Origin of the sequence: Pseudomonas sp. (genome assembly GCF_026224925.1) — a bacterium.
GTDB lineage: Bacteria > Pseudomonadota > Gammaproteobacteria > Pseudomonadales > Pseudomonadaceae > Aquipseudomonas.
In genome coordinates, this window is the sequence record NZ_JAMFRV010000595.1 from 1 (window position 1) to 12,606 (window position 12,606).

A 12,606-nucleotide genomic window follows, 5' to 3' on the forward strand; every position below is an offset into this window, starting at 1 on the left:
GCTGGTACAGGCCGAGCGTCTGTCGAGCTTATGGCTGGATATTCGCGGGCAACTGCTGGTGATCGCGGCACTGGCTTCAGCAAGCCACTATGCGCTGTATAGATGGTTGCCGGACGCGGTGCGTTGGCAATTGTTGAGTTATCTGGTCTTGGCGTTGTCAGGCCTGTTGCTGGTGATTCAGCCGGTGCCTGGTGGTGAAAGCGGCAGGGCGTGCGATGCACGCCCTTGACCGATTTTTGTACGGCTTATATGAGCTATACAGCCCGGTGTACGTTGGACAGTAGCTTTTTTACCTTGGCGTTCTTGCGATAAATCAACGCCATTTTACCGATGATTTGCACTAAATCCGCTTTGCCGACTTTGCATAACTCTGCAATGAGCGCCAGGCGGCTTTCGCGGTCGAGGATGTTGAGCTTGATTTTAATCAGCTCGTGATCGCCCAATGCGCGTTCCAGTTCGGCTGCAACACCTTCAGTCAAACCATTGTCAGCCACAGTCAATACCGGTTTCAGATGGTGGCCAATGGATTTGTATTGTTTCTTCTGCTCTTGAGTGAGCGGCATAATCTGACCCCTGCGTCTGATCTTGTAAAAAGCGGCGGCCAGTTTACCCGAGCGAGTCCGGGACCGCCCAGTTAATCACGACTCGTTTATTTTTGAGGTGCCCTGTGGCCCGTTCCAAAACAAGCCATAATTGGTTAAAAGAACACTTCGATGACCATTACGTCAAAATGGCGCAAAAAGATGGGTATCGTTCGCGTGCCAGCTACAAGCTGTTGGAGATCCAGGAAAAGGACCGCCTGATCCGCCCTGGCATGACCGTAATCGACCTAGGCGCCGCGCCAGGCGGCTGGTCGCAGGTCACCAGTCGTCTGATTGGCGGCCAGGGGCGCTTGATTGCTTCCGACATCCTTGAGATGGACAGCATCCCGGATGTGACCTTTATTCAAGGGGATTTCACCGAGGATGCCGTGCTAGCACAAATCCTTGAGGCGGTAGGTAATACACAAGTAGACCTTGTGATTTCCGATATGGCCCCCAATATGAGTGGACTGGCTGCTGTTGACATGCCGCGTGCTATGTTTCTTTGCGAGCTGGCACTCGATTTGGCTGGTCGGGTATTGCGTCCGGGTGGTGATTTTCTAGTCAAGGTTTTTCAAGGCGATGGTTTCGACGAGTTTCACAAGTCGGTTCGCAAGGTTTTTGACAAGGTCCAGATGCGCAAGCCCGCGGCTTCACGTGATCGGTCCCGCGAGCAGTATTTGCTGGGTCGTGGATTTCGCGGCATCAAAGGGGCTGAAAGCGACGAGCGACTTTGATGCAGAGGCGATAGCTTTTATTAAATAGCCTTGTCAGCGAAGCATAAACGAACATGCTGTAGTCAAAGTTTCACAAAGGGTTACAGACGGCGCCTGCAACACCCGCAGGTAATGTAGTAAGTTAGGCCGGTGAAATCATGCGAGGCACGCTCCAGCGTGGGGCTTGCTTCAGAGGGTAGCTAATTGAACGATATGGCAAAGAATCTGATCCTGTGGTTGATCATCGCGGCTGTCCTGGTGACAGTGATGAACAACTTCTCAAGTCCAAACGAGCCGCAAACCCTCAATTATTCTGAGTTCATCCAGCAGGTTAAGGATGGCAAGGTCGAGAAGGTTGCCGTTGACGGCTACGTCATCACCGGTAAGCGTGCTGATGGCGATAGCTTCAAGACCATTCGTCCGGCGATTCAGGACAACGGTCTTATTGGTGACCTGGTTGATAACAACGTGGTTATCGAAGGCAAGCTGCCAGAACAGCAGAGCATTTGGACTCAGCTGTTGGTCGCAAGCTTCCCGATCCTGGTGATCATCGCCGTCTTCATGTTCTTTATGCGGCAGATGCAGGGTGGTGCTGGCGGTAAAGGCGGCCCAATGAGCTTCGGTAAGAGCAAGGCACGATTGCTTTCCGAAGATCAGGTCAAGACTACGCTGGGTGATGTTGCCGGTTGCGATGAAGCCAAAGAAGAAGTTGGCGAGCTGGTTGAGTTCCTCCGCGATCCAGGCAAGTTCCAGCGTCTGGGAGGGCGGATCCCTCGCGGTGTGCTGATGGTCGGTCCTCCGGGTACTGGTAAAACCTTGCTGGCCAAGGCGATTGCCGGCGAAGCCAAGGTGCCATTCTTCACGATTTCTGGTTCTGACTTCGTTGAAATGTTCGTGGGCGTCGGCGCAAGTCGGGTCCGGGATATGTTCGAACAAGCCAAAAAACACGCTCCTTGCATCATTTTCATCGATGAAATCGACGCAGTCGGTCGCCATCGTGGTGCGGGCATGGGCGGTGGTCACGACGAGCGCGAGCAGACTCTCAACCAGTTGCTGGTAGAGATGGACGGCTTTGAAATGAATGACGGCATCATTGTCATTGCTGCGACTAACCGTCCAGACGTACTCGACCCAGCACTGCTGCGTCCGGGTCGTTTCGACCGCCAGGTTGTGGTCGGCTTGCCGGATATTCGTGGCCGCGAGCAAATTCTCAAGGTCCACATGCGCAAAGTGCCCATGGGCGAAGACGTTAACCCGGGTGTCATTGCCCGTGGTACGCCAGGCTTCTCTGGTGCTGACTTGGCCAACCTGGTCAACGAAGCGTCGCTGTTTGCTGCTCGTACCGGCAAACGCATCGTTGAGATGAAAGAGTTCGAGCTGGCCAAAGACAAGATCATGATGGGCGCTGAGCGCAAATCCATGGTCATGTCCGAGAAGGAAAAACGAAACACCGCTTATCACGAAGCCGGTCACGCCATTGTCGGTCGCGTTGTGCCAGAGCATGACCCGGTTTACAAAGTGTCGATCATTCCTCGTGGTCGGGCGCTGGGTGTCACGATGTTCCTCCCTGAGGAAGATCGCTACAGCCTGTCCAAGCGTGCGTTGATCAGTCAGATTTGCTCGCTGTACGGTGGCCGTATCGCCGAAGAAATGACCTTGGGCTTTGACGGTGTTACCACCGGCGCATCCAACGACATCATGCGAGCCAGCCAGATTGCTCGGAACATGGTGACCAAGTGGGGTCTGTCCGAGAAGCTTGGTCCATTGATGTATGCCGAAGACGAAAACGAAATGTTCCTCGGTCGCGGCGGTGGTGGTCAGAGTTCCAGTGTTTCTGCCGAGACTGCGAGACTTATCGATTCTGAAGTGCGCAGTATCATTGATCATTGCTACGGGTCGGCTAAGCAGATTCTTACGGATCACCGCGACAAGCTGGACGCTATGGCTGACGCACTGATGAAGTACGAAACCATCGATGCTGAACAGATCGACGACATCATGGCCGGCCGGGCTCCTCGCGAACCTCGCGATTGGGGTCAGGGTGGCTCAGGTACCCCGGTAGCTCCTCTGGACCCACGTCCAGAAACGCCTATCGGCGGCCCTGCTGCTGAAATCTAAGGCCTGACATGACTTCTGCGCTGTACCCAACCCGGTTGCCTTGCGGCAATCGGGTTCTTGATTTAGCCCATACGCACGTTATGGGCATCTTGAATGTCACCCCAGACTCTTTCTCCGATGGCGGTCGCTTCAGTCAGCGTGATGCTGCCTTGCGTCATGCCGAAGCGATGGTGGTTGCGGGAGCGACGTTGATCGATGTCGGTGGCGAGTCCACTCGGCCAGGCGCGCGCGTGGTGTCGCCACTCGAAGAGTTGGAGCGAATCGCGCCTGTTGTCGAACTGATCAACCGTGAGCTGGACGTCATCATTTCAGTCGATACGTCCACACCAGCGGTCATCCGCGAGACCGCGCGCCTTGGCGCTGGCCTGATCAACGATGTGCGTTCGCTGCGCCGAGACGGTGCTTTGGACGCGGCAGCTGCCACGGGTTTGCCAGTGTGCCTGATGCATATGCGTGGCGAGCCTGGAGATATGCAGGATAATCCGCACTATCAAGACTTGATGGCTGAAGTGAGTGCGTTTCTGCTTGAGCGGATGCAGCAATGCGCAGCCGTCGGAATACCCAATGAGCGAATCATCCTTGACCCGGGATTCGGGTTTGCCAAGAGCCTTCAGCATAACTTGAGTCTGTTCAAGCATATGGAAGGGCTGCACGCCCTTGGCAGGCCGCTGTTGGTTGGCGTGTCGCGCAAGAGCATGATTGGGCAGGCTCTCGGCCGCCCTGTCGCAGAGCGGCTGTACGGTGGCCTGGCTCTAGCGGCCTTGGCCATGGTCAAGGGTGCGCGCATCTTGCGTGTGCACGATGTTGCCGAAACCATCGACGTGGTGCGAATGATCGCTGCTGTCGAGTCGGCTGAATAAGAATGATGGAGCATCTATGACTAGAAAATATTTTGGCACCGACGGCATTCGTGGTCGGGTTGGCCAATTTCCGATCACTCCGGATTTCATGCTCAAACTTGGTTGGGCGGTAGGGATCGCATTTCGCCGGCTAGGCGCTTGCAGGGTTCTGGTGGGTAAAGACACTCGGATTTCTGGTTACATGTTCGAGTCAGCCCTGGAGGCCGGTCTTTCCGCTGCTGGGGCTGATGTGATGCTGTTGGGGCCGATGCCGACGCCGGCAATCGCCTACCTGACGCGTACCTTCCACGCTGAAGCTGGCATTGTGATCAGTGCGTCGCACAACCCGCATCACGATAATGGGATCAAGTTTTTCTCCGGTCTGGGCACTAAGCTTCCGGATGAAGTAGAGATGATGATCGAAGAATTGCTCGACACGCCAATGACGGTGGTCGAATCGGAAAAACTCGGCAAAGTGTCGCGCATCAACGATGCCGCCGGTCGTTATATCGAATTCTGTAAAAGCAGCGTTCCCACCAGCACTGATTTTGCTGGCCTGAAGCTGGTGGTCGATTGTGCGCATGGCGCGACGTACAAGGTCGCCCCCAACGTCTTTCGCGAGCTGGGCGCTCAAGTGACTGTGTTGTCCGCAGCGCCTAATGGTTTGAACATCAACGATGACTGCGGCTCGACCCACATGGGTAATCTGCAGGCTGCGGTGCTGGCAGAGCAGGCCGATCTGGGCATTGGTTTTGACGGTGATGGCGATCGGGTACTGATGGTCGATCACACGGGCGCGCTGGTCGAAGGTGACGACCTGTTGTTTATCATTGCCCGGGATTTGCAGGAGCGGGGTAGGCTGCAAGGTGGTGTTGTCGGGACCTTGATGACCAACTTGGGTGTTGAGTTGGCGTTTGCTGAACTCAACATTCCTTTTGTGCGAGCCAGCGTGGGCGATCGTTATGTAACCGCTGAACTACTGGAGCGCAATTGGCAGTTGGGTGGTGAAAACTCGGGGCATATCGTTTGCTTCCAGCACACCACTACCGGTGACGCAATCATCGCTGCGCTGCAAGTACTCTTGGCGTTGCGTCGGCGCGGCGAGAGCCTGGCGTTGGCGCGTCAATCATTGCGTAAGTGCCCTCAGGTGCTGGTGAACGTGCGTTATGAGGGCGATATCGATCCAGTTGAGCATCCGGCAGTGCAGGAGGCGTGCGAGCGAGTGACGGTCGCTATGGGCGGTCGTGGCCGTGTGCTACTACGCAAGTCTGGCACCGAACCGTTAGTTCGCGTAATGGTAGAAGGTGATGACGAGGTTATGGTTCGCGGTTACGCCGATGAGCTGGCAAAACTAGTTACTGAAGTTTGCGCCTGATTTCGGCTTGCCAGTGTTGTTGCGGTTGGGTAACATCTGCGCCCACTTTGACCGACGAGGTATAGCATGCGTCGCATAATGGTAGCTGGTAACTGGAAAATGCACGGTACCCGCGCCAGCGTCGCTGAGCTGACCAAAGGCCTTCGTCATCTGGTCCTGCCGAGCGGTGTTGATGTAGCGGTTTTTCCACCGTTTTTGTACGTTAATCAAGTGATCGACGGGCTAGACGGCACATCGATCGCGGTGGGTGCACAAAATTCTGCGGCCGAGGCATCGCAAGGTGCCTTGACCGGTGAAATCGCGCCGAGTCAGCTGGCTGATGCGGGCTGTACCTTTGTGTTGATCGGGCACTCCGAGCGCCGCCAGATAATGGGTGAGCAAGACGAGTTGCTGAATCGCAAGTTTGCTGCGGCTCAGGCGTGTGGTTTGACGCCGGTGCTGTGTGTAGGGGAAACCCTGGTGCAGCGCGATGCAGGCAAGACGCTTGAAGTTGTAGGGCGTCAGCTGAGTAGCATCATCGAAGCGCTAGGCGTTGGTGCTTTTGTAAATGCAGTCATCGCTTACGAGCCAGTCTGGGCCATCGGCACCGGGTTGACTGCATCGCCCCAACAGGCGCAGGAAGTGCACGCAGCCATTCGTGCGCAGTTGGCGGCAGAGAATGCTGAGGTCGCGCAAGGTGTGCGGCTTCTTTATGGCGGCAGCGTGAAGGCGGCCAATGCGGCTGAACTGTTCGGCATGCCGGATATCGATGGGGGGCTCATTGGTGGAGCGTCCCTGAATGCAGATGAGTTCGGTGCGATTTGTCGCGCCGCGGGAAACTGAAAAAATGCTGGAAACAGTCGTAGTCGTTTTTCATCTGTTGGGCGCCTTGGGTGTTATCGCTCTGGTATTGCTTCAGCAGGGCAAGGGTGCGGACGCTGGTGCGTCTTTCGGTGCAGGGGCTTCAAATACTGTATTCGGAAGCCAAGGTTCCTCTACCTTTCTCAGTAAATTTACTGCTATACTCGCCGCTGGTTTTTTCATAACCAGCTTGGGGTTAGGTTACTTTGCTAAAGAGAAAGCTCACCAGCTGACTCAAGTAGGTTTGCCAGATCCAGCGGTATTGGAAGTACCACAGCAAAAGCCGGTGGCAAGTGATGTGCCGGTGCTAGAAGCGCAAAAGCCAGCAGTTGTTCCTGCTGACGTCCCTCAAGCGCCAAAGCAGAAGTAAGCTAGGTCAGGCGACTGATTCAGGGGTCGCCGAAAAGTAGTATTGCCGAGGTGGTGGAATTGGTAGACACGCAACCTTGAGGTGGTTGTGCCCAATGGGTGTAGGGGTTCGAGTCCCCTTCTCGGTACCAATTATCAGGAAAGCCCGCAGTCGCGGGCTTTCTTGTCGGTGGAGGTTTGATTGACCCTGCAAGGGATCGGTCGTATACTTCCGCCCCAGCTTTGTCGCGGGGTGGAGCAGTCTGGTAGCTCGTCGGGCTCATAACCCGAAGGTCGTTGGTTCAAATCCAGCCCCCGCAACCAGTTTTAGCGGAGCCCCTTTTTAGGGGCTTTTTGTTAGCTGGACAGTTTATAACGCCGCTATTCAACGGCGTTTCAGGGATGGGCGTTTCGCCCATTTTTTTATTTGCATCGCATGCACAAGGGGGTTCAGGTGTCGAGCAAGCTAGAACAGTTGCAGGCCTTGGTGGCCCCGGTGGTCGTGGCCCTGGGCTATGAATGCTGGGGTATTGAGTTTTCGGCTCAAGGTCGCCACTCAATGTTGCGCGTTTATATCGATAAAGAAGGCGGCGTTTTGGTGGATGACTGCGCAATAGTCAGCCGTCAGATCAGCGGAGTTTTGGACGTAGAAGATCCAATCGCCGTTGAATACACGCTTGAAGTTTCTTCTCCTGGCATGGAACGCCCGCTGTTCACTCTTGAACAGTTTGCTTCGCACGCCGGTGACCAAGTGAAAATAAAGCTGCGTTCACCCTTCGAGGGTCGGCGTAACTTTCAGGGTCTTCTCCGCGGGGTGGAGGAGCAAGATATTGTGGTGCAGGTTGAAGACCACGAATTCTTGTTGCCGATCGACTTGATCGACAAAGCCAACATTATTCCCAGTTTTGACTGAGACGCGGATCCCGCGGATCCAATGGCTTGCGAAAGGCGAGGCGTACGATGAGCAAAGAAGTACTGCTGGTTGTTGAGTCGGTGTCCAATGAAAAGGGCGTTCCGGCAGGTGTTATTTTTGAAGCGCTGGAGCTGGCTCTTGCCACTGCTACCAAAAAGCGTTTTGAAGATGAAGTTGAACTGCGTGTGGAGATTAATCGCCAGACGGGTAACTACGAGACGTTCCGTCGCTGGACAGTTGTCGAAGATGAAGATCTCGACGACCCGGCACACGAACTGGCTGTAGATCAGGCTCAGGAAAAACAGCCGGGTGCTGTAGCCGGCGATGTAGTCGAAATCAAAATCGACTCTATCGAGTTTGGTCGGATCGCTGCGCAGACTGCTAAACAAGTCATCGTGCAGAAAGTTCGCGAAGCCGAGCGCGCTCAAGTGGTAGATGCGTACCGCGAGCGTCTGGGTGAAATCATTTCCGGTACTGTTAAAAAGGTTACGCGTGACAATGTCATCGTCGACCTGGGTAACAATGCTGAAGCGTTGTTGGCGCGTGAAGACATTATTTCGCGGGAAACTTTCCGTGTGGGTGTCCGCGTTCGTGCACTGCTTAAAGAAATTCGCACTGAAAACCGTGGCCCTCAGCTGATTCTGTCGCGTACTGCGCCAGAGATGCTGATCGAGCTTTTCCGGATTGAAGTACCGGAGATTTCCGAAGGTCTCATCGAGGTGATGGCTGCCTCTCGTGACCCGGGTTCGCGTGCAAAAATCGCAGTTCGCTCCAAGGACAAACGAATCGATCCGCAAGGCGCTTGTATCGGCATGCGTGGTTCGCGCGTTCAAGCTGTTTCCGGCGAATTGGGTGGCGAGCGTGTGGATATCGTGCTTTGGGACGACAATCCGGCGCAGTTCGTGATCAACGCCATGTCGCCTGCTGAAGTAGCGGCGATTATCGTCGACGAAGATGCCCATGCAATGGACATCGCCGTTGGCGCAGACAATCTGGCTCAGGCCATTGGTCGCGGCGGCCAGAACGTTCGTTTGGCTAGCCAGTTGACTGGCTGGACCTTGAACGTCATGACCGAATCGGACATCCAGGCTAAGCAGCAAGCTGAGACCGGCGATATCCTGCGCAACTTTATCGAAGAGCTGGAAGTCGATGAAGACCTTGCACAGGTTCTGGTTGATGAAGGCTTTACTAGCCTGGAAGAGATTGCCTACGTACCGGTGGAAGAAATGCTCAACATCGACGGCTTTGACGAAGAAACCGTCAACGAGCTTCGCGCTCGGGCCAAGGATCGGTTGTTGACTAAAGCCATCGCTACTGAGGAAAAGCTGGCAGACGCCCATCCGGCCGAAGACCTGCTCTCGCTTGAGGGTATGGACAAGGATTTGGCGATGGAACTGGCGGTGCGCGGCGTAGTTACCCGCGAAGACCTGGCCGAGCAGTCTATTGACGACCTGCTCGACATCGACGGCATTGACGATGATCGTGCCGGCAAGTTGATCATGGCCGCCCGAGCCCATTGGTTCGAGTAATTAGGCGCGGCCTGAGGAGAGAAGTGCATGACGCAAGTCACGGTGAAAGAACTGGCCACAGTGGTCGACACACCGGTAGAGCGCCTGTTACAGCAGATGCGTGAGGCAGGTCTGCCGCACACCGCCGCCGAGCAAGTTGTGACCGATATAGAGAAACAAGCCCTGTTGACGCATTTGAAAAGCGGTCACAAGGCCAAAGTGGAAGCGCCGCGCAATATCACGTTGCAGCGCAAAACCACTAGCACCCTGCGTGTTGCTGGCAGCAAAAGCATCAGCGTTGAAGTGCGTAAAAAGAAAGTGTTTGTACAACGCAGCCCGGAAGAAATTGAAGCCGAGCGCAAGCGTGAGCTTGATGAGCGTCGTGCTGTAGAAAACGCTGCGCGCCAGAAGGTTGAAGAAGAAGCCAAGCGTCGCACCGAAGAAGATTCGCGTAACCAGCCTGCTGCTGCGCAATCGACTCCAGCCGCAGCTCCTGCTGTTGCACCTGCTCCTGTAGCCGAACCTGTGCGTGAAGCGCCGGTTGCTGCCGCTCCAGTTGCCGATGCACGCAAAAGGAATGACGAACAGCGTCGTCCAGACAAACCGCGCGCCGATGACAACAATCGTCGTAGCGCTGGTGGTGATGGCGACCGCAAAAACGCGCCGCATCGCGCCTCTGTTAAAGAGAAAGCGCCAGCGCCACGTGTTGCGCCACGTACTACCGACGAAGAAAGCGACAGCTTCCGTCGTGGTGGTCGCGGCAAGGCCAAGCTGAAGAAGCGTAACGCTCACGGTTTCCAGAGCCCAACCGGCCCTGTAGTTCGCGACGTTGCCATCGGCGAGACGATCACCGTCGGCGAGTTGTCTGCGCAGATGTCGGTCAAGGCTGCTGAAGTCATCAAGTTCATGTTCAAGATGGGCACTCCGGTGACCATCAACCAGGTACTGGATCAGGAAACTGCCCAGTTGATCGCCGAAGAGTTGGGCCACAAGGTCAAACTGGTTAGCGACAATGCCCTGGAAGATTCGTTGGCCGAATCGCTGAAGTTCGAAGGTGAGACGTTCTCCCGTGCGCCAGTCGTGACCGTAATGGGCCACGTTGACCATGGTAAAACCTCGCTGCTCGACTACATTCGTCGCGCCAAGGTTGCAGCTGGCGAAGCCGGCGGCATCACCCAGCACATCGGTGCGTACCACGTTGAAACTGACCGTGGCATGGTGACTTTCCTCGACACCCCTGGTCACGCTGCGTTTACCGCAATGCGTGCTCGTGGTGCCAAGGCCACCGACATCGTGATTCTGGTTGTAGCTGCAGACGACGGCGTTATGCCGCAGACCATCGAAGCTGTTCAGCACGCAAAGGCCGCCGGTGTACCGTTGGTTGTAGCAGTGAACAAAATCGACAAGCCGGGTGCTGATCTCGATCGTATCCGTAGCGAATTGTCTGTTCACGGTGTTACGTCTGAAGAATGGGGTGGCGACACGCCTTTCGTATCGGTTTCCGCGAAAGTGGGTACCGGTGTAGACGAACTGCTGGAAGCGGTTCTGTTGCAAGCTGAAGTGTTGGAACTGAAAGCAACTCCGTCGGCTCCTGGCCGTGGCGTTGTGGTTGAATCGCGTCTCGACAAAGGTCGTGGTCCGGTTGCAACTGTTCTGGTTCAAGACGGTACGTTGCGCCAAGGCGATATGGTGCTGGTCGGTTCGAACTATGGCCGCATCCGCGCCATGCTCGACGAGAACGGCAAGCCGATCAAGGTGGCCGGTCCTTCCATCCCTGTCGAGATTCTCGGCCTGGACGGTACTCCGGAAGCAGGTGACGAACTCAGCGTACTGTCTGACGAGAAGAAAGCCCGTGAAGTGGCTCTGTTCCGTCAAGGCAAGTTCCGCGAAGTCAAACTGGCTCGTGCTCACGCCGGCAAGCTGGAAAACATCTTCGAGAACATGGGCCAGGAAGAGAAGAAGACGCTTAATATCGTCCTCAAATCTGACGTCCGTGGTTCTTTGGAAGCGTTGAACGGTGCCTTGAATGGCCTGGGTAACGACGAAGTGCAAGTGCGTGTAGTTGGTGGCGGTGTCGGTGGTATCACCGAGAGCGACGCAAACCTGGCATTGGCTTCCAACGCTGTACTGTTCGGTTTCAACGTGCGTGCCGATGCTGGCGCTCGCAAGATTGTCGAGCAGGAAGGTCTGGATATGCGTTACTACAACGTAATCTACGACATCATCGAAGACGTCAAGAAAGCCCTCACCGGTATGCTTGGCAGCGACGTCCGGGAGAACATCCTGGGTATTGCTGAAGTGCGTGACGTGTTCCGTTCGCCGAAGTTTGGCGCGATCGCTGGTTGTATGGTTCTTGAAGGTGTTGTTCACCGTAACCGTCCAATCCGTGTACTGCGTGAAGACATCGTTATCTTCGAAGGCGAGCTGGAATCCCTGCGCCGCTTCAAAGATGACGCTTCCGAAGTACGTGCCGGCATGGAATGCGGTATCGGCGTGAAGAGCTACAACGACGTTAAAGTCGGTGACAAGATCGAAGTCTTCGAGAAGGTCCAAGTGGCTCGCAGCCTCTAAGTCGCGAGCTTCAAGAGCCATGGTTGGCGCGCAGCATGCAAATGCACCGCGTCAATCATGGGCTCTAAACGCAACGCCCGGTCCGACTTCCGTCAGGCCGGGCGTTTGCCGCTTTCAGACCGTGAGGGTTTCGCCCCAGGTCGGTGACAGGTAGTAGACATGGCAAAAGAATATAGCCGTACCCAACGTATTGGCGATCAGATGCAGCGCGAGCTGGCTCAATTGATTCGCCGTGAGATCAAAGATCCACGCGTCGGCCTGGTGACTATCACCGCCGTCGACGTTAGTCGTGATGTCGGTCATGCGAAGATTTTCATGACCGTGATGGGCCAAGACAGCGCCGAAGAAATTGCGCAGACCATTAAGGTGCTTAACTCTGCGGCAGGTTTCCTGCGCATGCAGTTGGCCCGTGAAATGAAATTGCGCAGCGTTCCGCAGCTGCACTTCCACTACGACGAAAGCGTCGTGCGTGGCGCTCACCTTTCGGCGCTCATCGAGCGTGCTGTTGCCGAAGATGGTCAGCACCCGGAAGGCGCTCCGCAAAGCATTACGCCAGACAGTGACAAGCCAGAAACCAGCAAGGAGTAGCGCACATGGCTCAGGTCAAGCGTATACGCCGCAATGTCAGTGGGATCATCCTGCTCGACAAACCGCTGGGTTTTACTTCCAACGCAGCCTTGCAAAAGGTTCGTTGGTTGCTTAATGCGGAAAAAGCTGGCCATACCGGCAGCCTTGATCCGCTGGCAACAGGTGTATTGCCGCTGTGCTTTGGTGAGGCGACAAAGTTCTCCCAGTAC

General features: G+C 55.5%; 11 protein-coding genes, 2 tRNA genes and 2 pseudogenes. 14 read left to right on the forward strand and 1 reads right to left on the reverse strand.

What is annotated here, in order from left to right; all coding sequences use genetic code 11:
- Positions 1-229 (forward strand): annotated as a pseudogene (locus M0974_RS24720) (MFS transporter); the annotation flags it as partial.
- Between the two features lie 25 nt (positions 230-254).
- On the opposite strand, the gene M0974_RS24725 reads toward M0974_RS24720, so the two are convergent.
- Positions 255-563: a YhbY family RNA-binding protein gene (locus M0974_RS24725; protein WP_297843220.1), complete on the reverse strand. Its 309-nt coding sequence runs from the start codon at positions 561-563 to the stop codon at positions 255-257.
- Between the two features lie 104 nt (positions 564-667).
- Between M0974_RS24725 and rlmE the strand changes: the two genes are divergently transcribed.
- From rlmE to M0974_RS24790, 13 genes and pseudogenes are all read left to right on the forward strand, one after another.
- Positions 668-1,318 carry a 23S rRNA (uridine(2552)-2'-O)-methyltransferase RlmE gene (gene rlmE, locus M0974_RS24730; RefSeq protein WP_297843222.1) on the forward strand — a complete coding sequence of 217 codons (651 nt, stop codon included), beginning with the start codon at positions 668-670 and terminating at the stop codon, positions 1,316-1,318.
- A gap of 192 nt (positions 1,319-1,510) precedes the next feature.
- Positions 1,511-3,415, forward strand: a complete 1,905-nt coding sequence (gene ftsH / locus M0974_RS24735) for an ATP-dependent zinc metalloprotease FtsH (RefSeq protein WP_297843243.1) — start codon at positions 1,511-1,513, stop codon at positions 3,413-3,415.
- A gap of 8 nt (positions 3,416-3,423) precedes the next feature.
- Positions 3,424-4,275 carry a dihydropteroate synthase gene (folP, locus tag M0974_RS24740; protein ID WP_297843225.1) on the forward strand — a complete coding sequence of 284 codons (852 nt, stop codon included), beginning with the start codon at positions 3,424-3,426 and terminating at the stop codon, positions 4,273-4,275.
- 16 nt (positions 4,276-4,291) lie between these two features.
- Positions 4,292-5,629, forward strand: coding sequence for a phosphoglucosamine mutase (glmM, locus tag M0974_RS24745; protein ID WP_297843229.1), 1,338 nt, complete (start codon positions 4,292-4,294; stop codon positions 5,627-5,629).
- Between the two features lie 66 nt (positions 5,630-5,695).
- A complete protein-coding gene (gene tpiA, locus M0974_RS24750; protein ID WP_297843231.1) occupies positions 5,696-6,451 on the forward strand; it encodes a triose-phosphate isomerase in 756 nt (251 codons plus the stop codon).
- Between the two features lie 4 nt (positions 6,452-6,455).
- On the forward strand, positions 6,456-6,839 hold the full coding sequence (gene secG / locus M0974_RS24755) for a preprotein translocase subunit SecG (RefSeq protein ID WP_297843245.1): 384 nt from the start codon (positions 6,456-6,458) through the stop codon (positions 6,837-6,839).
- Between the two features lie 44 nt (positions 6,840-6,883).
- Positions 6,884-6,969: transfer RNA gene (locus tag M0974_RS24760), tRNA-Leu, on the forward strand.
- 95 nt (positions 6,970-7,064) lie between these two features.
- Positions 7,065-7,141: transfer RNA gene (locus M0974_RS24765), tRNA-Met, on the forward strand.
- A gap of 130 nt (positions 7,142-7,271) precedes the next feature.
- Positions 7,272-7,730, forward strand: coding sequence for a ribosome maturation factor RimP (gene rimP / locus M0974_RS24770; protein ID WP_297843234.1), 459 nt, complete (start codon positions 7,272-7,274; stop codon positions 7,728-7,730).
- A 47-nt stretch (positions 7,731-7,777) separates the two neighbouring features.
- Positions 7,778-9,259 carry a transcription termination factor NusA gene (gene nusA / locus M0974_RS24775; RefSeq protein ID WP_297843237.1) on the forward strand — a complete coding sequence of 494 codons (1,482 nt, stop codon included), beginning with the start codon at positions 7,778-7,780 and terminating at the stop codon, positions 9,257-9,259.
- 27 nt (positions 9,260-9,286) lie between these two features.
- Positions 9,287-11,809 (forward strand): translation initiation factor IF-2, encoded by a 2,523-nt coding sequence (infB, locus tag M0974_RS24780; RefSeq protein ID WP_297843239.1) that lies wholly within the window; start codon positions 9,287-9,289, stop codon positions 11,807-11,809.
- 159 nt (positions 11,810-11,968) lie between these two features.
- Positions 11,969-12,397 carry a 30S ribosome-binding factor RbfA gene (rbfA, locus tag M0974_RS24785; protein WP_297843241.1) on the forward strand — a complete coding sequence of 143 codons (429 nt, stop codon included), beginning with the start codon at positions 11,969-11,971 and terminating at the stop codon, positions 12,395-12,397.
- Positions 12,398-12,402: 5 nt separating this feature from the next.
- A pseudogene (locus M0974_RS24790) lies at positions 12,403-12,606 on the forward strand (tRNA pseudouridine(55) synthase TruB); the annotation flags it as partial.